20 protein-coding genes are annotated in these 24,503 nt (G+C 50.9%); 16 read left to right on the forward strand and 4 right to left on the reverse strand.

The genetic code is table 11. The annotated features are described in order from the left end of the window. The first annotated feature begins 61 nt into the window (after positions 1 to 61). A complete protein-coding gene (locus tag ABID13_RS18950; RefSeq protein ID WP_048929374.1) occupies positions 62 to 1,426 on the forward strand; it encodes an MATE family efflux transporter in 1,365 nt (454 codons plus the stop codon). Positions 1,427 to 1,553: 127 nt separating this feature from the next. On the opposite strand, the gene ABID13_RS18955 is transcribed toward ABID13_RS18950, so the two are convergent. Continuing rightward, positions 1,554 to 2,789: a BTAD domain-containing putative transcriptional regulator gene (locus ABID13_RS18955; RefSeq protein ID WP_007867459.1), complete on the reverse strand. Its 1,236-nt coding sequence runs from the start codon at positions 2,787 to 2,789 to the stop codon at positions 1,554 to 1,556. 192 nt (positions 2,790 to 2,981) lie between these two features. Here ABID13_RS18955 and ABID13_RS18960 point away from each other — a divergent pair, with 192 nt between their 5' ends. The 5 genes from ABID13_RS18960 to ABID13_RS18980 all read left to right on the forward strand — a co-directional run bounded on the left by ABID13_RS18960 (position 2,982) and on the right by ABID13_RS18980 (position 7,639). Continuing rightward, positions 2,982 to 3,848 (forward strand): hypothetical protein, encoded by an 867-nt coding sequence (locus ABID13_RS18960; RefSeq protein ID WP_048929373.1) that lies wholly within the window; start codon positions 2,982 to 2,984, stop codon positions 3,846 to 3,848. A gap of 54 nt (positions 3,849 to 3,902) precedes the next feature. After that, on the forward strand, positions 3,903 to 4,778 hold the full coding sequence (gene srtB / locus ABID13_RS18965; RefSeq protein ID WP_007867454.1) for a class B sortase: 876 nt from the start codon (positions 3,903 to 3,905) through the stop codon (positions 4,776 to 4,778). Between the two features lie 314 nt (positions 4,779 to 5,092). Next, positions 5,093 to 6,016, forward strand: coding sequence for a transporter substrate-binding domain-containing protein (locus tag ABID13_RS18970; RefSeq protein WP_045092344.1), 924 nt, complete (start codon positions 5,093 to 5,095; stop codon positions 6,014 to 6,016). A gap of 79 nt (positions 6,017 to 6,095) precedes the next feature. Then, positions 6,096 to 6,896, forward strand: a complete 801-nt coding sequence (locus ABID13_RS18975; RefSeq protein ID WP_007867449.1) for an amino acid ABC transporter permease — start codon at positions 6,096 to 6,098, stop codon at positions 6,894 to 6,896. Next, a complete protein-coding gene (locus tag ABID13_RS18980; RefSeq protein WP_007867445.1) occupies positions 6,896 to 7,639 on the forward strand; it encodes an amino acid ABC transporter ATP-binding protein in 744 nt (247 codons plus the stop codon). Before ABID13_RS18975 ends, ABID13_RS18980 begins: the two co-directional genes overlap by 1 nt. Positions 7,640 to 7,801: 162 nt before the next feature. Here the strand turns inward: ABID13_RS18980 and ABID13_RS18985 are convergent, their stop codons facing one another. Together ABID13_RS18985 and ABID13_RS18990 are read right to left on the reverse strand one after the other, a co-directional pair. Further along, positions 7,802 to 7,984, reverse strand: a complete 183-nt coding sequence (locus ABID13_RS18985) for a hypothetical protein (RefSeq protein ID WP_007867442.1) — start codon at positions 7,982 to 7,984, stop codon at positions 7,802 to 7,804. A 151-nt stretch (positions 7,985 to 8,135) separates the two neighbouring features. Continuing rightward, on the reverse strand, positions 8,136 to 9,053 hold the full coding sequence (locus ABID13_RS18990; RefSeq protein ID WP_048929372.1) for a LysR family transcriptional regulator: 918 nt from the start codon (positions 9,051 to 9,053) through the stop codon (positions 8,136 to 8,138). Positions 9,054 to 9,261: 208 nt separating this feature from the next. On the opposite strand from ABID13_RS18990, the gene ABID13_RS18995 reads away from it, so the two are divergent. The 4 genes from ABID13_RS18995 to ABID13_RS19010 are packed head-to-tail and all read left to right on the forward strand — an operon-like array spanning position 9,262 to position 13,678. Continuing rightward, complete coding sequence (locus tag ABID13_RS18995) at positions 9,262 to 10,710, forward strand: NAD(P)/FAD-dependent oxidoreductase (protein ID WP_048929371.1); 1,449 nt, start codon at positions 9,262 to 9,264, stop codon at positions 10,708 to 10,710. Continuing rightward, a complete protein-coding gene (locus tag ABID13_RS19000; protein ID WP_048929370.1) occupies positions 10,707 to 11,948 on the forward strand; it encodes an NAD(P)/FAD-dependent oxidoreductase in 1,242 nt (413 codons plus the stop codon). Before ABID13_RS18995 ends, ABID13_RS19000 begins: the two co-directional genes overlap by 4 nt. After that, positions 11,945 to 12,307 carry a DUF1667 domain-containing protein gene (locus tag ABID13_RS19005; RefSeq protein ID WP_007867428.1) on the forward strand — a complete coding sequence of 121 codons (363 nt, stop codon included), beginning with the start codon at positions 11,945 to 11,947 and terminating at the stop codon, positions 12,305 to 12,307. The genes ABID13_RS19000 and ABID13_RS19005 overlap by 4 nt, the downstream gene beginning before the upstream one ends. Positions 12,308 to 12,355: 48 nt before the next feature. Beyond that, on the forward strand, positions 12,356 to 13,678 hold the full coding sequence (locus ABID13_RS19010) for a nickel pincer cofactor-dependent isomerase, group 22 (RefSeq protein ID WP_007867417.1): 1,323 nt from the start codon (positions 12,356 to 12,358) through the stop codon (positions 13,676 to 13,678). 79 nt (positions 13,679 to 13,757) lie between these two features. On the opposite strand, the gene pyrG is transcribed toward ABID13_RS19010, so the two are convergent. Then, positions 13,758 to 15,359 carry a CTP synthase gene (gene pyrG / locus ABID13_RS19015; protein WP_007867415.1) on the reverse strand — a complete coding sequence of 534 codons (1,602 nt, stop codon included), beginning with the start codon at positions 15,357 to 15,359 and terminating at the stop codon, positions 13,758 to 13,760. Between the two features lie 239 nt (positions 15,360 to 15,598). Between pyrG and ftsH the strand changes: the two genes are divergently transcribed. From ftsH to ABID13_RS19045, 6 genes are all read left to right on the forward strand, one after another. Next, the gene (gene ftsH / locus ABID13_RS19020) at positions 15,599 to 17,722 is read left to right on the forward strand and encodes an ATP-dependent zinc metalloprotease FtsH (RefSeq protein ID WP_048929369.1); all 2,124 of its coding nucleotides are present in this window, start codon (positions 15,599 to 15,601) and stop codon (positions 17,720 to 17,722) included. Positions 17,723 to 17,913: 191 nt separating this feature from the next. Then, positions 17,914 to 19,707, forward strand: a complete 1,794-nt coding sequence (locus ABID13_RS19025) for a cache domain-containing sensor histidine kinase (protein ID WP_007867411.1) — start codon at positions 17,914 to 17,916, stop codon at positions 19,705 to 19,707. Next, a complete protein-coding gene (locus ABID13_RS19030; RefSeq protein ID WP_007867409.1) occupies positions 19,704 to 20,468 on the forward strand; it encodes a response regulator transcription factor in 765 nt (254 codons plus the stop codon). Before ABID13_RS19025 ends, ABID13_RS19030 begins: the two co-directional genes overlap by 4 nt. Before the next feature lie 260 nt (positions 20,469 to 20,728). After that, complete coding sequence (locus ABID13_RS19035) at positions 20,729 to 21,853, forward strand: BMP family protein (RefSeq protein WP_048929368.1); 1,125 nt, start codon at positions 20,729 to 20,731, stop codon at positions 21,851 to 21,853. A gap of 52 nt (positions 21,854 to 21,905) precedes the next feature. Continuing rightward, complete coding sequence (locus ABID13_RS19040; RefSeq protein ID WP_048929367.1) at positions 21,906 to 23,435, forward strand: ABC transporter ATP-binding protein; 1,530 nt, start codon at positions 21,906 to 21,908, stop codon at positions 23,433 to 23,435. Between the two features lie 3 nt (positions 23,436 to 23,438). Further along, a complete protein-coding gene (locus ABID13_RS19045) occupies positions 23,439 to 24,503 on the forward strand; it encodes an ABC transporter permease (protein ID WP_007867395.1) in 1,065 nt (354 codons plus the stop codon).

Raw genomic sequence — 24,503 nt, forward strand, 5'->3', positions numbered from 1 at the left:
CAGAGTAAATTTATTCAGATGATAATCAGATGATGATTTAGAAGCAGAGAGGATACATAGTATGGCCAAGAGTGCGACAAAGGATATGACAGAAGGCTCGCTCGTAAAACTGATACTGGGGTTTTTCATCCCTATGCTGTGCGGGCTTTTGTTCCAGCAGCTTTACAACATGGCTGACACCATTATCGTGGGAAAGTTTCTTGGGGTAAAGGCATTGGCGGCAGTGGGCTCCACAGGCTCCATCAATTTTATGATCATCGGCTTCTGCCTGGGGGTGTGCAGCGGATTTGCCATTCCTGTGGCCCAGAAGTTTGGTGAAAAGAATATGAAGGCCCTGCGGCGTTTTGTGGCAAACGGCGGCTGGCTGGCCGCGGCATTCGCAGTGGTAATGACAACAACGGTCTGTCTCTTCTGCCGGGATATCCTGGAACTGATGCAGACGCCTGAGGATATTATCGAAGGGGCCTACAGCTATATTTTTGTGATCTTTCTGGGAATACCGGCCACCTACCTGTACAACCTCCTGTCCTGTACCCTGCGTTCCCTGGGGGACAGCACCACGCCCCTCTTGTTCCTGGTGTTTTCTTCCGTGGTCAATGTGGCGCTGGATCTGTTCACCATTCTGGTGTTGGACATGGGAGTGGCGGGAGCAGGGTGGGCCACCATAACTGCCCAGGCTGTGTCAGGACTCCTCTGCCTGTTTTATATGAAGAAGAAATACACCATCCTGAAGATGAATGAGGATGAATGGAAGCCGGACCGCCACTACATGAAGATCCTGTGCAACATGGGGATACCTATGGGACTCCAGTATTCCATTACAGCCATTGGAAGCGTGGTTTTGCAGACCGCGGTGAATTCCCTTGGCTCCATGGCAGTGGCTGCGGTAACTGCGGGAAGTAAGATCAGTATGTTCTTCTGCTGCCCCTTTGATGCGCTGGGTTCCACTATGGCAACTTACGGAGGCCAGAATGTGGGGGCACGCAAACTGGACCGGATCGATCAGGGGTTAAAGGCAGGATCCATGATAGGCTGTGTTTATGCCGTGATCGCTTTTGGGGTTTTGTTTTTCTTCGGCGACTTGATCGCACTGATGTTTGTTGATCCGGGAGAGACGGAGATACTGAGAAATACCAAATGGTTTTTAATTGCCAACAGCGTATTTTACATACCTCTTCTGTATGTGAACACGGTCCGGTTTATGATACAGGGACTGGGATTTTCCAGACTGGCCATTCTGGCCGGGGTGTGCGAGATGGCGGCCAGGACTTTTGTGGGCTTCTGCCTTGTACCGGTATTTGGGTACATGGCCGTGTGCATCGCCAATCCCGTGGCATGGATCGCTGCCGACCTGTTTCTGCTCCCTGCGTACCGGTATGTGATGAGGAATCTGAAGCACCTGTTTTATGGGAATGGGGAAAGTTAAATATAGCAGTTCAGGAAGAAGAGCCGTCCTGAATTGTTTCATGAAAACAATAAAAAGCTGCGGTGCATCCGCAGCTTTTTGAATTGGCACATGATTGACATATTATTACTGCATTATTACCGCATCATCACCCCATCAAAGCTCCAACAGCGCGTTCCCAGGGAAGTACGGGCTGGAGTTTATATTCTATGGTCAGATCCTTGCGGTTATATTGCTTGTGGAAATTAGAGATGATCCGTTTTAATACCATCTCTCCTTTTTCAGCGGTTACGGTTGGGAGCAGGATAATGTACTGGCTGATGCTGTAGCGGGTGTACACATCACTGCACCTCAGGGAGTTGCGGACCGCATTATTAAGGTGTTCCATGGACTTGTTCAGGACAGCCAGCTTTGGCACATGTCCGTCCAGGTCGCTGACTGTCAGCAGGCACAGATAGATGGAGTCGCCTGTTCTCTCAATGGCCCTGCGCTCCAGCTGGAACAAGTCATGAAAGACAGGGTATTCACAGTAAAATGCACCGCCGGAAGCCTCCTCGCGGAGGGTTTCCTGAATGGAATCCAGGTTGGTGTTGATGCCCTGCTCCTTGCTGCGGATCGTCTTGTACAGATCCTTAAAATGGTCGGAAGGCGATATGGAGAATTCGTTATAGAACAGGTCCATGGTATGGTTGTATTCTTCGATTGCCTGGCTGGTGTGGCCGTCCCTGTACAGGGAGTATACCAGGTAGTAATGGAATTCTTCATCAAAGGGCTCGATCCCCACAGCTGTCTGGCAGATGGAGGTGATCAGTGAAAAGTTTTCCTTTTTCAAAAGCAGATCCACTGTCTTATAAACCAGCTTCTGGTAAAGGGAGTGGTAGTAGGTGCTGATGGGGATGACCCAGGATTCATATTCGGATTTGGGAAGAAAATCGCCTTTATAGATGGCAAGCCCTTCCAGGCACAGTTTAAGCGCTGCGTCCTCATCCTGAATGTGGTTGATCACCTGGGTGCAGATGGCCTCAAAACGGTCAATGTCCAGCTGGGTAGGGTACTCCTGAGTCCATGCATAGGAACCTCTCTGCTGGACTAAAAGTTTCTGTGGAGGCAGTTCCAGGGGTTCCAAAAGCTTTCTGGAACGGAACATCAGGGTCTTTAAGGCGCCTTGGGGATTCACTCCGGGGTCATCTGCCCATATGACATTGATCAGTTCGTTGGGGCTTATATCCTTTTTTTGAAACACAACAAGGTACTCTAAAAGGCACCAGGGCTTTTTAGACTGGTTGCTGTTGTCGGTTATCTCTTTATCACCAACCTTGATTGAGAAGCCGCCCAGTGTATTCACATAAATAGTAGGCTTTTCTTCGGAAGCTGATGTTTTCATGGTCTTTCTCCTTTGCAATACAGAGTTACTACATTTTAGTATACTAACGTATAGGGGAAATGTCCAGAATAAAACTTAAAAAAAATTTTAGCAAAGGGAAGTTTTGTAACCGGAATGTAACCGTGGGCTGTTATACTGATAACAGGATAAATGGGACATTTTACAACAATTCAAAGTAAAGCAGGTGAATATATGTCTGTTGCGAGAACAGGAGCACTGCCGGATTCATACAAATATTATACCATAACCATAGACAGCTTTGATAACAGGCTGTTAAGTGGACAGGTTTTTCACGACAGCCTGGATCAGGGGATGGCCTTTAAAAGTCTGTCAGAGATGACATTGCTATTGGAAGGTTTATTTGACAAGCTGCATTATCCCATGAAGAGTGTGGACCAGAGGAATTTTAATAAAAAGCCTGTGGATATCAGGATAGAGGAACCACAGCATGGAACCAGAGCTTCTGAGGGAATCAAAGGAAAACTTGGAGAGTTCAGGCTTCATGTTAAGTACCGGTTTCATGCGACCTGGCAGGGGGATATCAGAAATTTAAGGAATGGGGAGACACATTCCTTTTTAAGCTTTCTGGAATTAATGGAATATTTCAGCAGGGAGCTGGGTCCAGGGCCGGAGGATAACCCTTATGGTCTGGGCAAGAAGATGTGCGAGGTGGTGGTCCGCAATTATGATAATTTTATCATGAAGGGCGATATTTCCCATCCTGCCGTGGAACAGAGGGAATTATTCTGTAATGAATTTGATATTAAGGAAGCCATTGAACACATGCTGAACCCCTTACCTGAGGGGACGGACCAGGGAAATATAATCATACCAAGGACCGTGACCGTGTGCGCGGGCAACTTCGGACCGGCCACATTTGTGGTAAGGGTGCTTTTCAGGAGAAATTCCACCTGGCAGGGAATTATATGCTGGAAAGAGAGGCGCCGCCAGATTAATTTCAGGAGCTTCATGGAGATGATTCTTCTGATGCAGGACGCTGTGCTTCGCAGTGACAGCTGGAAGGAAGAGGACAGCACGGAGGCGGCGAACCTGGCCTAAAGCCAGGTATTATCTTCACATACGTTTTCAGACAGAAAGGACAGACAGACATAGATGGAGCAGAGGAACGGCAAAAGCGGGATACGTAGGATCATCATCATTATACTGGCTGCAGTCATGCTTGTCAGCGGGGGGATGACCATTCATCGTTACATGGAGGACCAGAGGGCCAAGGCCGAGTATGACCGCCTGGCGGAACTTGCCAGGGAAACCACAGCGCCGCCTGAGACCGAGGCGCCCACAGAGGAACCTGAGACAGAGCCTGAGGCAGAACCCTATGTTTCACCCATTAATTTTGATGAACTAAAAGAAGAAAATCCGGATACCATCGGATGGATCAGGGTGCCGGATACCAATATCGATTACCCCATTGTCCAGGGAACGGACAATGATTTTTATCTGAACCATGACTTTTACGGAAAGGAAAGCATAGGCGGAGCCATTTACCTGGACTTTGAAAGCCAGGGGGATTTTGTGGGGCGCAACAATATTTTGTACGGCCACAACATGAAGAATGGAAGCATGTTCAAGGACGTGGTGCGCTATAAAGAGGAAGACTACTTTAAGGAGCACCAGTATTTCAGCATCTATACCCCGGACAGGGAGATCAGGCTGAAGGCAGTGGCATGTTATTATGGAGAGGCCCAGCCCATTGTGCGAAAGACCCGTTTTAAATCCCAGGAATCCTTTGACGCCTTTGTCCATGAGATGATAAAACCCTGCAGCTACGCGGTGGATGTTACTTATCCGGCCAAGACCCTGTATACCCTGGTAACCTGCAGCTATGAGATCAATGATGCCAGGACGTTCCTCTTTGCCGTGGAGGTGGATGAGGACGGCAGGGAGATCGGGCCTGATGAAGAGTTCCTGCAGAAGATGGATGACTTGATGAAAGCCAAACAGCAGGAGGCAGCCCAGGCAAAAGAGTAAGTGATGTATAAGGTATCAGCCACAAATTCCCAATTGGCAGATTTGTGGCTGATTTTACATTTATTTATACCTGTTTAATGCATAAAAAAACGTAAATAGGTATTGGAAATCAAGAAGAGATATGCTATACTTAGCACGTTAGGCACATTTTATTTAATAAAATAAAGAGTGCCGGAGGATAATAGGGCAAGGTTAAACTGTTTAGGGGATTGCCGGTCATCAGATGACAATGGAGTCATACCTGTGTGGATGGGTGTGGCTTTTTTCTTAGACAGTAAGACCGCATAGATTCCATTAAAAGAGGAGAGATTATTATGAAATTGAGTACAAAGAAAGTATTAGGCATGGTTCTGGCCGGTGTATTGGCCGCAGGTTCCCTGACAGCATGCGGCGGTTCCGGCACCGCATCTACAACAGCAGCGGATGCCGCCACAGCAGCTTCCGGCGACAGCCAGGCGGCAGCAGATACAACAGCGGCGGCAGGAGAGAAAAAGACGCTGAGAGTTGCCATGGAATGTGCATATGCGCCATATAACTGGACCCAGCCCGATGATTCCAATGGTGCGGTTCCCATTGCTGACAGCAATGAATTTGCATACGGATATGATGTAATGATGGCAAAGAAGATCTGTGACGAACTGGGATATGATCTGGAGATCGTGCGTCTGGACTGGGATTCCCTGATCCCGGCCGTAACCACAGGAAAGGTTGACTGCGTCATCGCCGGACAGTCCATTACATCCGAGCGCCTTCAGGCAGTGGATTTTACTGAGCCGTATTATTATGCGACTATCGTTACCCTGGTTAAGGAGGGAAGCAAGTATGCGGATGCAAAGAGCGTAGCCGACCTGGCAGGAGCAACCTGTACATCCCAGCAGAGCACCATCTGGTATAACACATGCCTGCCGCAGATCGAGGGAGCCAATGTACTGGCGGCTACCGCAAGCGCACCGGACATGCTGATGTCCCTGAATGCGGACAAGTGTGACCTGGTTGTGACAGACCAGCCAACGGGCAAGGGCGCACTGGTTGCTTACCCCAACTTTAAGATGATCGAGTTCGGCGGCGGGGAGAATGATTTCCAGGTAACGGATGAGGACATCAATATTGGTATTTCATTAAAGAAGGGAAATACCGAATTACAGGATGCCATCAACAGTGTTCTCACCAAGATGACAAAGGATGACTTCTCTCAGATGATGGATGAAGCCATCTCTGTACAGCCGCTGGCTAATTAATTGATACACCCTTCTGCGCAGTCACTGACCGTGGCTGCGGGGAGGAATAAAGTACGTTCAGACAGTAAGGAGAAAGGATATGCCTACAGACTTTTTCGGCCGCGTAATGGTCGTATTCAACCGATATGGTATGTCAATGCTGCAGGGTGCAGGCGTCAGTATGAGGATTGCACTGGTAGGTACATTGGTGGGCTGTATCATCGGCTTTGCCGTTGGTATTGTCCAGACCATACCAAGCGGAAAGGGAGATAACCCGGTAAAGAGAGCCGTGCTCTGGGTGGTAAAACTGATATTAAACGCCTATGTGGAGTTCTTCCGCGGAACCCCCATGATGGCCCAGGCCATGTTTATTTACTTTGGACTTCTGCCCCTTCTTGGCATTGATATGTCCATGTGGGGAGCTGCTAATTTTATTCTCTCCATCAATACGGGCGCCTACATGGCGGAGACGGTCAGGGGCGGAATCCTTTCGATTGACCCGGGTCAGACAGAGGGGGCTAAATCCATCGGTATGACCCATGTACAGACTATGGTCTATGTTATCCTGCCCCAGGCACTGCGCAATATCATGCCTCAGATCGGCAACAACCTGATCATCAATATCAAGGACAGCTGCGTGCTCTCCGTGATCGGTGTGACGGAGCTGCTGTACAAGACCAAGGCGGCCGCAGGAGCGCTTTATATGAATTTCGAGACATATACCATTACCATGATCATGTACTTCATCATGACATTCACATGCTCCAGGATCCTTCGCTGGTGGGAGAACCGGATGGATGGGGCCGATAACTTTGACCTGGCCACCACGGACACCTTGGCCCATACCAGCGGTATGTACCGTTTTCCGGATGATAAGGGCAAGAATAAGGAGGATGCGTGATGAAGGGAGATAATATTTTAGAGATCCGCCACCTGAGCAAAACCTTTGGCACCAATCTGGTTCTCAAGGACATTGACTTTTCAGTCAGCAGCGGGGATGTCACCTGTATCATCGGGGCATCGGGTTCCGGAAAATCCACGCTTTTGCGCTGCCTGAACCTGCTTGAGACACCTACCACAGGGGAGATCGTCTACCATGGCACCAACATAGCTGACAAGAAGGTAAATGCGCCTCAGTACCGCTCCAGGGTAGGAATGGTGTTCCAGAGTTTTAACCTGTTTAATAACATGACCGTGCTTGATAACTGTATCATCGGTCAGACCAAGGTCCTGAAAAAGAACAGGGCTGAGGCGCAGAAAAATGCCATGTACTATCTGGAAAAGGTGGGAATGGCACCATATATCAACGCAAAACCAAGGCAGCTGTCAGGCGGGCAGAAGCAGAGGGTAGCCATTGCAAGAGCTCTTGCAATGGAGCCGGAGGTACTGCTGTTTGATGAGCCCACTTCCGCCCTTGATCCCCAGATGGTGGGAGAGGTTTTGGAGGTTATGCGCAAGCTGGCCGGTGAAGGTCTTACCATGATCATTGTCACCCATGAGATGGCATTTGCCAGGGATGTATCCAGCCATGTGGTATTCATGGCCGGCGGCGTGATCGTGGAGGAGGGAGCTCCGGAGCAGATATTTGGGGCGCCCAAAGACAGGCAGACACAGGAATTCCTGAGCCGTTTCATGCATGGATGATATCAGGCTGTCATGGGGCTTATGAGGGATATGATTACGGAATGATTTACGGTAAAATAGGGCGGCACGATGGAATAAGGCTGCAGGGCTTAGATGATCTTGGCCCATGCAGATCCATTCCATTGTGCCGCCTTTTTCCGTGGTTTTGCGGGGCGTCAGGATTTATCCCTTTGCGTCCTCATCTACCTTTTGGGCCTTTGTGATATAGGGATAAAGGTCCTCGTATGATTCACGTTCCGCATCGTCCTGAGGCAGAGAGGGAATCAGCCCGGTACAATCCATGGTGGAACAGGCCTGAATGTCGATGTCAAACGGGTCTTTTTCCGTGTCCTTGCTGGTATCCATTTGGAAATCACCTCCCCTTACATGTTTTTGTGTCTGTATGAAATGAATGATGTGTGTGAAGTATTACAGAGTTAGTTTGTATGGAAAAGCGGGAATTATACTGGCAATTGCAGCGGAAAAAGTCATTTTTTTCAAACATATAATTTAGCGGTCACTGGTCCTGGTAATAAGATTTCCAATAATCCTTTGAAAGTTCGATAAAGGTCTTCAGCGGCTGGCTTACATAACTTTGCCTGGCATAACAGAAATCCAGATCCCAGTAGGGATGTGAGGGGAGGGAAAAAAGGGATATCCCATCCATGTTTTTTGTGTAACATTTGGGTATAATGGCGCAGCAGATCCCGGATGAGACAAAGGAGGGAATGCCGGCAGCGCTGGAGGTTTCAAATAAAATGTTGGGAGAAAACCCCGCTTCCTGGAAAATGGAATCTGTTACGGCGCGGCAGCTGGACTTCTGGTACATAAGCACAAAGGATTCGTCTTTCAGAAGCCGCAGATCCAGCTGAGGGTATTCCTTTTCCCTGCTTTTTATGGGCCGCGCAATGGGGTGGGAGGAGGGCAGGGCGGCATAAAATTCCTCGGAACAGATATGGATGTAGTTGATATTGGTCTTTTCACGGGGACCGATGGTGATAAAGCCCAGGTTCAGGTTTCCGTTGGCGATCATGTTCTGCATGTCATAGCTTCCAATCTCCAGAGGGGAGATGGAGACATTGGGATGCATCTGCAGAAAGCGGGGATATATGGAAGTGAACATGGCAATACCCCGCCCGCCCGGCATTCCCAGGGAAAATGAGCGCTGGGACCGGTCCAGTACATCTGCGATTCTGTGATAAGTGTTTTTCTTGGTGAGCATGATCTCACGGGCGCCCTGTACATAGAGCTCCCCGATTTCTGTGAGTTCCCAGTTATGACGGGTCCGGTAAAACAGGGGCGCGCCCAGTTCCTTTTCCAGCTTCAAAAGCTGCTGGTTTAAGGCGGACTGGGAGATAAAAAGCTTCATGGCGGCCCGGCTGACATTTTTTTCTTCTGCAATCTTAAGGATATATTCTATCTGTTTTAAATCCATGGGTATCTGTCTCTCCTCTGCCAATTATAATGCGGGTAGTTCAAACATGTTTTAGGAAAATTATAGCAGGTATGCGGGATTTTATAAATGGATTTATTAAGACATATAGTGAAATTAAGAATTTTACTTATAGAAGGCCGGAGGATATAATCGTGTTATGGATCGGCTGCCTTAAAAAGGGGCGGCTGGAGATGACAAGGAGGAACCTATGGGAGCATATGATGTAATCATTATTGGAGCAGGGGTGGTGGGCAGCGCTGTTGCCAGGGAATTGTCCCGTTTCTGTCTCGACATTGCGGTTCTGGAAAAAGAACCGGATGTGGCCTGCGGCAATTCCGGCAGGAATACGGGAATGCTTCATGCCGGATTTACCTATACGCCGGGATCGCTGAAAGCAGAGTGCGCAGTGGAGGGAAACAGGGAATTTGACCAGGTGGCAGAGGAACTGGATGTCCCATTTCGCAGGACCGGCAAGCTGGTTGTGGGATTTGATGAGGAGGACAGGAGGAATATTCTTAAATTCAAGGAAATCGGGGAACGAAACGGTGTAAGAGGAATGAAAATGATCGACAAGGCCCGTCTCAATCAGCTGGACCCCAATGCGGGCGGGGAGTTTGCCATGTACGTCCCGTCCTCCGGCATCCTGGACCCCATGCAGTACACCATAGCCCTGGCGGAAAATGCATGTGCAAACGGCGTGCGTTTTCTGTTCGGCCGCAGGGTGGAGGGAATCCGGCGGGAAGAGGATGGATATCTGATACATACCTGCAAAGGGGATGTGAGGACAAAGTGGGTGATCAACTGCGCAGGCATGTATGCGTCCCAAATTTCCGCCATGCTGGGATATCCCGATTATCCGGTCAGGGGATTTAAGGGGGAGTATTATGTGCTGGATAAAAAGGCAGGGAAAAATATGAGGATACCCATCTACCCGGCGCCCAATGAAAAGGGAGGGTTCGCAACCCATGCAACCCCCACCATTGATGGAAACGTACTGGTGGGGCCCGACTCCTATATAACGGAGGGATACGAGGATTACAAGGTGACCAGAGAACATATGGACGGACTTTACAGGGATGGCCGCAGGATGTTTAAGGAAATGAAGCCCGAGTATTTTATCAGGAATTTTGCGGGAATACGCTGGAAGATCTATGATCCGAAAACAGGGGAAAATAAGGACTTTGTGCTGGAATCAGATGATTCCCATCCCTGTACCGTAAACCTGGCGGGAATCGAGTCTCCGGGCGTCACCTGCGCCCTTCCCCTGGCCAGGAGAGCGGCAGCGATCCTAAGGGAGAAGGAAAATCCGCGGATCGATCCGTCATTTTCACCGTACCGTAAAGGGATCAGGCGTTTTTCGGATATGGATCAAAAGGAAAAGAAAGAAGCCATTGCCGGCAATCCTGATTATGGGGAGGTTATATGCCGCTGTGAGATGGTTACCAGGGCGGAAATCCTCCAGGCCATCCATAATCCCCTGGGAGTCCATACTGTAACCGGGATCAAGAACAGGACAAGGGCTACCATGGGACGATGTCAGGGAGGCTACTGTGAAACGCGTATCACAGCCATGATCCAGGAGGAACTTGGGATTGACGAGAGACAGGTGCGCTACTCCAAAGAAAATTCATATATGTTTACAGGAAAGGTAAGGTGACGGGGGTGAAACAGGTATCAGCAGCGATCATTGGCGGGGGGCCGGCTGGCCTGGCTGCAGCAGTACAGCTATACCGCAGAGGGATAACCGACATTGTGATCCTTGAGAGGGAGAAAAAGCCGGGAGGGATCCTGCGGCAGTGCATCCACGATGGATTTGGTCTCACGCGGTTTAAGGAGACACTAAGCGGTCCGGAATACGCGCAGCGTTTTATGGACATGGTGGATGATATGGGAATCCCGTATATTACGGATACCACAGTATTGGAGATTACACCTGATAAAAGGATTTACGCTTCCTCCAGGGAAGGGATGATCGAACTGCAGGCCAAGGCGGTCATTCTCACCATGGGCTGCAGGGAGAGAACCAGAGGCGCTGTGAGTATCCCCGGGGAACGGCCGGCAGGAGTCTACACTGCAGGCGTGGCCCAGGCATATATCAATCTCCAGAATAAGATGGTGGGAAGGGAAGCGGTGATTCTGGGTTCAGGGGATATAGGCATGATCATGGCCAGACGTCTGACACTGGAAGGAGCCCATGTACAGGCCGTGTTTGAAATACAGCCCTATTCCAGCGGACTTCCCAGAAATATAGAACAGTGTCTTCGGGATTACGATATACCCTTGTATCTAAGCCATACGGTGACCGATATTCTTGGAAAGGAGCGTTTGGAAGGCGTGGTGGTTTCCCAGGTGGATGATCACATGCAGCCTGTTCCGGGAAGTGAGAAGACATATGCGTGCGATACCCTGATCCTCTCGGTGGGACTGATACCTGAAAATGAACTGTCCCTTGGGGCGGGTGTCATACTGGATGGCAGGAGCAAAGGCGCTGTGGTGGATGAAAATTACCAGACAAGTGTAGACGGAATCTTTGCGGCAGGCAATGTGCTCCATGTCCATGACCTGGTGGATTTTGTGTCCAGGGAGGCGGAACGGCTGGGGGACGCCGCGGCGGAGTATGTGAGAAAAGGCGGCCTTCCATCATGCGGGCTGGACATAAGGACCGATGAACACATTACTCACACCATACCGCAGAAGATCAGCGGGAACAAGTCCTTCTGTCTGTCCCTCAGGGTAAAAAGGCCCATGAGTGACTGCAGGATCCAGGTGCTCCAAGGAGGCCGTGTGATCAAAGAGCAGACATTTAAAAAAGCAAATCCGGCAGAGATGATCCAGATTACCGTGGACGCGTCTGTCTTAAACTGCCGGGAAGATGTGGAGGTGAAGGTGGTATGAAAACAAGCTTTACCTGTATTGTGTGCCCTGTGGGCTGCAGCCTTCAGGTGGAGGAACAGGATGGGAAGGTGCTTAACATCAGTGGAAACCGATGTCCAAAAGGCCATGGTTATGCACTCCAGGAAATGACCGCTCCGGTGAGGAACATAGCCACTTCCATACGGATCAAGGGCGGTGAACTGCCCCTGGCCAGCGTCCGTCTGTCCGCTCCCATTCCCAAGAAGGATATTTTCAGGGCAATGGAGGAGATCAGGAAGGTGACCATACATGCTCCGGTCCATATCGGGGATGTGGCTGTCAGGCATCTGCTGGGCACGGAGGTGGATGTGGTGGTGACAAAGAACGTTTTGGAGGCCTGATATCCAGATGGACCAATGTTAGCTGTAAAAGGAGGATAAATAAAAAGTATGAAGGTGACAGAGGGAGGAATGGTATCGGGATTGCTGCGGGATGTTAAAATCCCCAGGATGTTCCATGCAAGGCAGACATTTCCCAGGGAGGTAATTCCTCGGGAGGAGATTGCGGGGGTGGTGGATCAGCAGCTGAGTCAGGAGCGGTTCGCGTCCCTGATCAAGCCGGGGATGAGGATCGCCGTCACGGCAGGAAGCAGAGGCATACGAAACGTGGATATTATTACAAAGGCCATTGTGGATTTTGTCAAGGGCAGAGGGGCAGTACCTTTTATCGTCCCGGCCATGGGAAGCCATGGGGGCGCTACGGCAGAGGGACAGCTGGAGGTGCTGGCAAGCTATGATATTACCCCGGAAACCATGGGATGCCCGATCCGGTCCTCCATGGAGGTGGTGGAGCTTGGGGTTTCTGAGAGAGGCAGGCGGGTGTTTATTGACAGGAATGCATATGAAGCGGACGGCATTATCATATCATGCAGGCTTAAGCCCCACAATGCGTTTCGCGGAGCTTATGAGAGCGGGCCATGCAAAATGATGACAGTGGGCCTTGGCAAGCAGGAGGGCGCCAGCATTGTGCACAGCGATGGAATGGATGTGATTGCTGAAAACATTCCCACCATGGCCAGGGTGGTGCTGGAAAAGGCAAAGATATTGCTTGCGATCCCATGCATGGAAAATGCATATGATGAGACTTGCAGGATTGAGGCGATCCTTGCACAGGATATCATGGAGCGGGAGCCGGAGCTTCTAAAATATGCCTTTTCCAACATGCCCAAGCTTATGGTGGGGGAGACAGACGTGCTGGTGGTGGATGAGATCGGCAAAAATTACAGCGGCACAGGAGTGGACCCCAATATTACAGGAACTTTTTCAACACCCTATGCAACCGGTGGGATCAGGGTGCAGAGAACCTGTTTCCTGAACCTGAGCCAGGCCAGCCACGGCAATGCGCTGGGCTGCGGACTGGCCTCTGCCATTACCAAAAAGATTTTTGATCAAATGGATATCGAAAAGATGTATCCCAACTGTATCACCAGCACGGTGCTGGCTTCGGCACGGATTCCATGTGTGGTGGCCACTGACAGGGAAGCCCTGCAGCTGTGTATCCGTACCTGCAATAAGATAGACAGGGGGCGGGTACGGGTGGTGCGCATTGCCAACAGTCTCCATATCGGGGAGATCATGCTGTCAGAGGCGTACTATGAGGATGTAAAAAAGGGGCTGTATCCGGGGGTAGAAGCACTGGATGAACCCAAGGCGCTGGAGTTTGATGAATCAGGGAATTTGACCACACCTGCGGAATACATGGCTGCGCCATAATTGCCAGATATAAATAAAAATGTACGGTTTCCGGAAGTGTTACCCTTGATCCTGGAAACCGTACATGTTTGTTACTTAATTACTCTGCGTTCAGGGCCGCCTCAATGAATCCCTTAAATAATGGATGGGGCCGGTTGGGCCGGGATTTAAGCTCCGGGTGGGCCTGGGTGGCAATGAACCAGGGGTGGCTGGGGATCTCCACCATTTCCACGATCCGGCCATCGGGGGAAATGCCGGAAAGCTTCATTCCGTTCTGGGTAAGCAGCTGACGGTAGTCATTGTTTACCTCGTAGCGGTGGCGGTGGCGTTCGTGTATGGTCTCCTGGCCGTATACCTGGTATGCCTTGGAGGACTTGTCCAGTACGCAGGGATAAGAGCCCAGCCTTAAAGTGCCTCCAATGTCCTCCACCCCGTCCTGTTCAGGCATGAGATGAATGACAGGATGGGTGGTGGCAGGATTTAACTCCACGCTGTGGGCATCCCTGCAGCCGATCACATTGCGGGCAAATTCCACTATAGACAGCTGCATTCCAAGACAGAGTCCAAGGAATGGAATGTTGTGTTCCCGGGCATACTGGATGGCGTATATCTTGCCATCAATCCCGCGGTCACCGAATCCGCCGGGCACCAGGATTCCCTTTACACCGCCAAACAGCTGTCCTGCATTTTCCTCAGTGACTGTTTCTGAATCCACCCACTTGATATTTACATGGGCATGGTTTGCAACTCCTCCGTGTTTTAAGGCCTCCACCACGGAAATATAGGCATCATGGAGCTGGATGTATTTTCCTACCAGGGCTACGGTCACTTCCTGCTTGGGATGTTTCCAGGCATCGATCATATTCTGCCAGTCCGTCAGGTCAGGTTCGGGACAGGGAAGATTCAGGCATTCGCAGGCTGACTGGGCCAGGTGCTCCTGCTCCATGACAAGGGGTACTTCATATAGCACGTCCACATCCAGATTCTGGAGTACGTGGTGAGGGGGAACATTACAGAAAAGGGCAATTTTGTTTTTGATGCCTTCGTCCAGGGGCTGCTCAGAACGGCAGACAAGGATGTCAGGCTGGATTCCCATTCCCTGAAGGTCTTTGACGCTGGCCTGGGTGGGTTTGGTCTTGAGTTCGCCGGAAGCTTTCAGGTAGGGGATCAGGGTTACGTGGATCATGCAGGTGTTTCCGGGACCTGCCTCGTGCTGGAACTGGCGGATCGCCTCCAGGAACGGCTGGCTTTCAATATCGCCTACCGTACCGCCGACTTCGATAATGGCGATCTCGGTTTCGGTTTCAGAGTAGTTGCGGTGGAAGCGGCTCTTGATCTCATTGGTAATGTGGGGGATTACCTGTACCGTACCTCCGCCAAAGTCTCCGCGGCGCTCCTTGTGCAGCACGGTCCAGTAGACCTTGCCTGTGGTCACGTTGGAATTCCTGGTAAGGCTTTCGTCAATGAAGCGCTCATAATGTCCCAGGTCCAGGTCGGTTTCGGCGCCATCGTCTGTCACGAATACTTCTCCGTGCTGGACCGGGTTCATGGTGCCGGGGTCAATGTTGATGTAGGGGTCGAATTTCTGCATGGTTACTTTGTAACCTCTTGCTTTCAGCAGTCGGCCAAGGGATGCGGCTGTGATTCCTTTGCCAAGGCCGGAGACAACGCCGCCTGTAACAAATACGTACTTGACTGGCATAGTGGGGATACCTCCTTTTGATTGGTGTGACCTGCTTTTGTTAATGTGTTAATAGTATCAAAAAAATAACTGATACATTATACATCCACATGAAAAATAAATCTAGGACTTTTTGTAAAAAATTAAGAAATTTAATTGTTCTTTTCTTGATTTATGGGGAGACTGACACTATAATGGTAGAGAATGGGTTTTTGTTGGGAATTGATAGATGACCTATTCAGAGGGAGAATTAGTACGATATGGATAATAATAACAAACAAGATCCAAATACGAAGAGCAACTGGCAAACTATCACCATGCTCCTGATAGCTGCCCTGCTTACATTTGGCCTGGTGAGCTGGATGAACTCCTACTTAAACTCCAAGCGGCGGCAGGAACTGTCCTACAATGAGTTTGTGACAATGGTGGAGACAGGGGATGTGGAATCCATCAAGATCGGAAACTCGGAGATCACAGTTATTCCAAAGTCAGGCAATACCAAGTATTCCCAGGATCTGGATTACTATGTGGTAAAGGTGCCGGGGGACTATAAGTTTGTGGACCGGTTCCTGGAGTACAATGTCGATACCCACCAGGAGAAGAATGACACCAGCACCCTGCTGCTGGTCCTCCTGAATTATGCGGTGCCCTTCCTGTTCCTGCTGTTCCTCATGAACTTTACCATGAAGCGGATGGGCGGCGGCGGAATCATGGGGGTTGGCAAGAGCAATGCCAAGATGTATGTGCAGAAGGAGACCGGCATCACCTTTAAGGATGTGGCCGGGGAGGATGAGGCCAAGGAATCCCTGACCGAGATCGTGGACTTCCTTCACAATCCCGGTAAATACACCAAGATTGGCGCCAAGCTCCCCAAGGGCGCTCTGCTGGTAGGCCCTCCCGGAACAGGTAAGACCCTTCTTGCAAAAGCGGTGGCAGGTGAGGCCCATGTGCCATTCTATTCCCTGTCCGGTTCCGATTTTGTGGAAATGTTCGTGGGCGTGGGTGCATCCCGTGTCCGCGACCTGTTTAAGAACGCAACAGAAAATGCCCCCTGTATCATCTTCATTGATGAGATCGATGCCATTGGCCGCAGCCGTGACAGCCGTATGGGAGGCAATGACGAGCGTGAGCAGACCCTGAACCAGCTTCTTTCCGAGATGGACGGCTTCGATTCCACCAAGGGACTTCTGGTTCTGGCAGCCACCAACCGCCCGGAGATCCTGGACCCGGCTCTGCTCCGTCCGGGACGTTTTGACCGCCGTGTTATCGTGGATAAGCCTGACCTGAACGGGCGTATCAACATACTTAAGGTCCACTCCAAAGACGTGCTTCTGGATGAGAGCGTGGACTTTAAGGAGATTGCCCTGGCCACCTCCGGCGCAGTGGGCGCCGACCTGGCCAACATGATGAACGAAGCAGCCATCAACGCGGTTAAGCATGGCCGCAGCGCAGTATCCCAGAAGGATCTGTTTGAGGCAGTGGAAGTGGTTCTGGTGGGCAAGGAGAAGAAGGATCGGATCATGAGCAAGGAGGAGCGCCGCATCGTGTCCTACCACGAGGTGGGCCATGCGCTTGTAAGCGCCCTTCAAAAGCATTCCGAGCCGGTACAGAAGATCACCATTGTTCCAAGGACCATGGGCGCTCTGGGGTATGTTATGAATGTTCCGGAGGAAGAGAAGTACCTGAACACCAAGAAGGAGCTTGAGGCCAGACTGGTAGAGCTGATGGCGGGACGCGCGGCGGAGGAGATCGTATTTGAGACGGTTACCACCGGAGCGGCCAACGACATCCAGCAGGCCACCAATGTGGCGAGAGCCATGGTAACCCAGTACGGAATGTCGGATAAGTTTGGCCTTATGGGTCTGGAATCCCAGGAGAACCAGTATCTCACAGGCCGTAACGTATTAAATTGCGGTGATGCCACCGCTGCCGAGATCGACCAGGAAGTGATGAAGATACTGAAGGATTCCTATCAGGAGGCCATCCGCCTGCTCAGTGATAATAAGGATGCCATGGATCAGATCGCCGCTTTCCTGATCGAGAAGGAAACCATCACCGGCAAGGAGTTTATGCAGATTTTCCGCAGGGTAAAGGGAATACCGGAGCCGGAGGAAGAAAAGACGGATGAGGATGCTGCACGGAAGGCAGAAACCCATACATCGGAGCAAAAGGACGGGGACCATGGGCCAGACCAAAGGGATGAGAACCATGGGCCGGATCAAAGGGATGAGCGACAGACGCCGGACAGCGGCGCAGCAAAACCCCAGTCCCAGGTTCAGCCTGACGGATCAGGTTCGGGCAGCCGCGGAGATGGCCAGAGGTTTGGTTCCGGTGAAAACCAGGAGACGATCTGGAACCACCCGGGAGATGAATATAACAAGTAATTAAATATGACCCATATGTGCAGCGGGGTACCAGTTGGTTGGTGCCCCGCTGTTTTTATGCCCGCTTTTGCCCCCATTTTCCCGCCGTCCTGAACTGTTACATATTTTTAATGCTTCCCCTCACGTTCTCTGATATAATATTGTGGACAGACTGTGTGCTGCCCTATAAAAACTATCCGGAGGAACGGGTTATGAAGCATATGTCATTCCGCCTGAAGCTTACGCTGGCATTTATTGTGACAGCCATGATCGAGGGCGCCCTGATCGGCGGTTTATCCTATTGCCACAGCAGGGATATTGTGGTTAAAAATAAAAAGCAGGAGATGTCGGATACCATCAACCGAATCGATATCAACATCAATGTCAAGGTGCGCTATATCATGGAAGTGCTGGACAATGCAGCGGACAGCGAACTGGTCCGCGGAGCCTGCTTGTCGGGGTGGGACAAGGGGGAGAGGAGTATCCGCAGGACCTATCTGGATGATTATTGCTCCAGCCTTATTAAATCCATTGGTGAACAGATGGAGATTTCCATCATCAACCGGTCAGAGATCTTATACACCACCGGTGATACGGAGATGGGAGATCCGCAGGATGTATCGGATGGTACTCTTGACGTCTATTACCAGGCAGTGGGGGAACGGTATAACAAAGCGGTGTGGGCCGGGATCATGCCCGCGCTTTTTGCCCGGCCCCGGGAGGAGCGCCAGGTGGTGACAGTTGCCAGGGCGATTATGGATGACCGGGGGGACAGGGTCCTGGGGATGATGCTTATTGAGCTGGACCCGGACATGTTCAGCAATCTTCTGTTGGGAAACCAGGGCCTGTTCCAGTACCAGTACCTTTTTATCGTGGATCAGAAGGGAGAGGTCATATGCAGCAATCCCAAGGTGAACAAGGGATGGCAGGAGGAGATCGATGACCGGTTTGAACGGGGGATCCGCCGTTTCGACCTGGAATGGAGGGGGAAGGAATACTATGTGTGCGGACAGTACAACGGAGTTACGGGATGGAAATCCTACTCCGCCATCCCATCAGAGGGCCTGTTCCCCCAGGCCAAGGATCTAAACAGCGCCATCTGGCTGGTGGTGATCATGTGTACCATTGGAATCGCAGCAGTGATCGCCGTACTGGTCTATGCCATGGCCAGGCCCATCAAGCGGCTTTCCAGGGCCATGAGCCAGGTGCAGGAGGGGGATTTTACCGTGCGTGTGCCGGAAGGGAGAAAGGATGAGATCGGTGAACTGATGGATTCCTTTAACTACATGGTGGATAAGATCAATACCCTGATCCGTCAGGTTTATCAGGAAAAGATAGCGCAGAAAAACGCGGAGGTACAGGCGCTGCAGGCCCAGATCAACCCTCACTTCCTGTACAATACCCTGGATTCAGTGAACTGGATGCTGATCGACCGGGAGGAGTACGACATCAGCGACATTATCATTTCCCTGGGCAGTCTGATGCGGTACTGCATCGAGGATGAGAACGCCTTTGTACCCCTGGACAGGGAAGTGGAATATGTGTTAAGCTATCTAAAGATACAGAAAAACCGTCTGGAGGACAGGCTGGAGTATCAGGTGGATGTGGACGAATCCGTGCGGGAGGAAAAGGTACCCAAGCTGATTCTCCAGCCCATGGTGGAGAATGCGATCACCCACGGCATTGAGCCCCGCAAGCAGAACGGTATCGTGAGTATCCTGATCATGGATGGGGGAGATGAGATCCGGATTTCGGTAAGGGATAACGGGATCGGAATGACGCAGGAACAGCTGGACCATCTGAAGGAGGAGGTTCCGGACCTGGGAAAAGAGGGACATACGGGAATCGGGATCAGGAACGTGGACAGGCGCATCCGGCTCCATTACGGTGAACAGTACCGCATCAGGATTGAGAGCGTGTATGGTATGGGAACATCCATTTATCTGAGGATACCAAAGGAAACTCCGGAGCCTGAGCCGGAAGAAGGGAGGGAGGATGAAAGGTGAAATTAATGATTGTGGATGATGAGCCGAAGATCAGAAAAGGTCTCCTGAAACTTCTGGGGGCCAGGGAGGGATGGCAGGTGAGCGGGGTCTTTGAGGATGCCCATTCGGCCCTGACCGCCCTCTACGACCAGGAGGCGGATGTGATCGTCACAGACATCAAGATGCCGGAAGTGTCGGGGCTGGAGCTGATCCGGCAGATCCGTGAACGGAACCAGGAGATCCGTATCGTGATCCTCAGCGGCCACAGCAATTTTGCCTATGCCCAGAAAGCCATTGAACTGGGGGTGACCAGGTATCTGTTAAAGCCCACCAATCCAAGGGAACTGATCGCAGTCCTGGAAGGAATTGAAAAGGAATTGGAACCCGCCCGGGAGGAGGGGGAACAGGAAGGACAGATCCAGGGGGACACAGCGGCGGACAACCTGGCGGATGGGGATAGTGTCGGGAATCTTTTGGTGCAAAAGGCGATCCGGTACGTGGAGGTCCACTACGGGGGAAGGATCACCCTTAAGGATATGTCTGAGGAGCTGCACCTGTCCCCCAACTATCTGTGTGAGCTTTTTAAGCGCCATACAGGGAAGAACCTGATGGAGTATGTGACCGAGTACAGGATGATAAAGGCCAGGACCTATCTGAACCATGTGGAGTATAAGGTGTCGGATGTGGCTGAGATGGTGGGGTACAAGGAGGCCAAGTACTTTAGCAGCGCATTTAAAAAAACCTATGGTATCACGCCCCTGGAGTACCGCAATAAAAAATAAAATATTGGAAAATGATGTAAAAGACTGGAAATATGACGAAAAATCATATCCAGTCTTTCTTTTATTAAGCAATACTTACAAAATCCGTAATATTTTGGAGTAAATAGTAATCTGACAGAATTGTGAGTCCAACGGGCTGCTGATATACTATTGGTACAAGAAATTGGTAACCGTCAGTCCATTGGGGAATTAAAGCGGAGATGTCAGATAGCAGATACAGGACCCTGAGGGCGGACACGCAAAAAAGGAGGATTAAAATTATGAAGAAACGATTAGGCGCATTACTGTTGGCAGCATCCATGGCAGTGAGTACAGTTGCCCTGGGAGGCTGCAGTTCCGGCAAACCGGCTGGGACCAAAGCAGCCACTGAGGCGGCGGCACCGGCTGCAGGGGACAGCAAGGAAGCGGATACAAAGACTGCGGATACAAAGGCAGCTGAGGCAGCAGCACCCGCCACAGAGGGAAAGAGCGCAGCTGATTATAAGATCGTACTGATCCTTCCCGGACCCATCAATGACCAGAGCTGGAACGCAACCAACTACGCGGGTCTGGTGGCCTGCAACGAGACATTGGGAACCAATATGGAGTATGTGGAGAATGTGCAGGCATCTGACTATGAGTCCACCTTCCGTGAATATGCAGAGAGAGGCTATGACCTGATCATGGCGGCCGGATCACAGTTTGATGAGGCGGTTGGGGCAGTTGCCCCCAATTATCCTGACACCACCTTCTGCGCTGTCAATGGTTCCAAATGTGACGGCGACAATGTGGCTCCTATTTTCCCAAAGGAATATGAGGCCAGCTATGTGGCATCCATTATCGCAGGTTATGTGACGGAGAACGGCAACTTTGCAACCATCGGCGGTTTCCCCAATGAGCCAATGGAGCACCTGATGGATGTATATGAGAAGAATGCGGTTGCCATTGCAAAGGAGAGAGGCATCTCAGAGGCAAAGGCAACAAGGGCATATGCCAACAGCTGGGATGATGTGGCGCTTGGCAAACAGATGGCAGAGCAGATGATCGACAATGGAGCGGATACATTATTTGTATACGCAAATGAGGTTGGATTGGGCTGCATTGAGGCGGCAAAGGCAAAGGGAGCCAAGTTCATCGGCTTTTCCAGCGACCAGACCACCATTGACCCCAATACCGTGGTTGCATCTGTAAACTTTGATTTTAAGAACTTCTATACATGGGCCATCAGCCAGTACATGGAGGGCAAGCTTTCCGGCAATATGGTCCACGAGGCTGGAATCAGCGAGGACATTTTCGTACCAGTATACACTGATAACATTACCGATGAGGTGAAGGCTGCGGTTGACCAGGGACTGAAGGATTTTAAGGACGGTAAAGTTGATCTGCAGGCAATGTTTGAAAAGTAACAGGAAATAACAGGGAGGGCCTTAACAGCCCTCCCGGATTGATTAAAGGAGGATGACGCTTGTGGATACGCCGTTTTTTGAGTTGAGGAATATATCAAAATATTTTGCCAGGGTAGTGGCCAACAAGGACATTTCCTTTTCCATCCAAAGAGGTGAGGTCCTGGCTCTGCTGGGTGAAAACGGGGCTGGTAAAAGTACGGTCATGAAGATCCTGTACGGACTTTATAAGGCGGACGAGGGACAGATATTCATGGATGGAAAGGAACAGAAGATCAGCTCTCCAAGGGACGCCATGGCCCTGGGTATTTCCATGATACAGCAGCATTTTTCCCTTGTAAACGCGCACACGGTGACGGAGAATATCGTACTTGGCAATGTCCACGGCGTGATCGATTATGACAAATGCAGGCGGGAAGTGGAGGACCTTTCAAAGCAGTATGGGTTCGATATTCCGGTGGATGCAAAAATTGCCGATCTGGCCGTGGGGGTACAGCAGAAAGTGGAGATACTGAAGGCATTGTACCTGAAGACCAGCCTGCTGATCATGGATGAGCCAACGGCTGTCCTCACCCCCCAGGAGTCAGAAACCCTGATGCAGTTTGTAAAGGATTATACGTCCAGGGGGAATTCAGTTATCTTTATTACCCATAAGATGAAGGAGGTAATGGAGGTGGCTGACAGGATCATTGTTATGAGGAACGGACACCTGACCGGCGACCTGACAGCGGATGAGACCAGTGAGGTGGAGCTGGCAAGGCTTATGATGGGAAAGGAAATGGTGGTTGCAAAAAGGGAAGAGAATGAGGGGGACAGGGACAGGAAGGTGTGCCTTGAACTTCAGAATGTGACGGTCCGGCATAGGGGCGCCCTGCCCGTACTTAATGACCTTTCCTTCCAGATCATGGAGGGCGAGATCTTCGGTGTGGCCGGGGTCAGCGGCAACGGACAGGAGGAACTGTGCGAGGTCATCTGCGGCGCCCTTCCCGTATCATCCGGCCGTGTCTTCCTTAAGGGAAGGGATATCACTTCCACCTCTGTGAGGGAGCGCATCAGCCTTGGAATCGGCTATGTGCCCGTGGACCGGTACCGGGATGCCATGGTAGGGGAAATGACCCTGGCTGAGAATATGATGTTAAAGACCAGCTTTGACAGAAAATGGACGGATCACGGTTTCCTCAATAGGAAAAAGCTGCATGAATATACCCTAAAAGCCATTAAGGACTTTGAGATCAAGGCGCCGGGACCAGATGCCCAGATACGGGGTCTGTCCGGCGGCAATCAGCAGAAGGTGATACTGGCCAGGGAGGTCAACAATGCAGGTGAGATGCTGGTTATGGACCAGCCCACCAGAGGCTTGGACCTGGGTGCGATCAACAACATCCATACCAATATACTGGAAGAGCGCAGGAAGGGAAAGAGCATCCTTTTAGTGTCCACGGAGCTGTCTGAGATATTTGAACTGTGCGATAGGATCGCTGTTATCTACAAGGGCGCATTTATGGGAATCTACCGCCATGACGAGCTGACCACAGAGCGGATCGGGCTTTTGATGGCAGGATATAAAGAAGAGAAGGGGGCATAAAGCATGAATGCAAAGATAAGGGATATGATCGTGACCAATGCGGTTGCGATCCTTGCGGGCCTGCTTCTCAGCGGTCTGATGCTTCTCCTGTTACATATTAACCCATGGGAGGTATTTACCTACTCTGTGACCACCATGCTCACGGATAAATATACCACAGGCGAGGTGTTCCTCAAGGCAACGCCCCTGATCTTTACCGCGCTGGCATTTGCATTTACCTTTAAGGCAAACCTGTTTAATATCGGCGCCCAGGGGCAGTTTTACATGGGAGCAGTGGCGGCCATTGCGCTGTCACTCCAATTGGACGGAAAGGTTCCCACCCTGGTCCTGCTGGTGGTCGTATGTCTGGCGACCGCGCTGGCAGGAGGGCTGATCGGAGCATTGATCGGTTTTTTGAAAGCCCATTATAAAGCCAATGAATTCCTGGTAAGCATGATGTCGACCTATGTGGCTTTAAACGTGATGAACTATCTGCTGCGCACCTTTTTAAAGGAATCCAAGGGGGAATATCCCCAGACAGATGCCATTACCAGAGCCGCATGGCTGCCGACCATTGTCAAGGGGACCAGGCTGCATGCCGGTTTTGTGGTGGCTGTTCTGGTGGCTGTGGGCATATGGATCCTTCTGTACAAGACACCTCTCGGCTACCGCATCCGGGCAGTGGGAAGCAACGATTCCGCGGCCAGGATGTCCGGCATCAATTCAAAAAAGATATTTGTGATTGCATTTTTTATCAGCGGAGCCCTGGCGGGTATGGCTGGATTTACGGAGGTAAACGGGGTGCAGCACATGCTGATCCAGGATTTTAACAGCGGCGTGGGTTCGGCCGGTCTGGGCATCGCCATTCTGGCAAATGCAAATCCCATCGGTATTATATTTGCGTCCATCCTGTTTGGTGCCCTGGGAGTGATGGGCAATCTGATGGGCCGCATGCCGGGGGTAAACGTGCCGTCCAGTATTGTGGATCTGATGCAGGGATTTGTCATGTTGTTTGTAATCATCTCCTATTTCTTCAGACATTACCTGGAGAACAGGAGAGAGAAGCTTAAACTGCAGAAAGGAGCGTAA

It is taken from the genome of Enterocloster citroniae (assembly GCF_040545455.1).
GTDB lineage: Bacteria > Bacillota > Clostridia > Lachnospirales > Lachnospiraceae > Enterocloster > Enterocloster citroniae.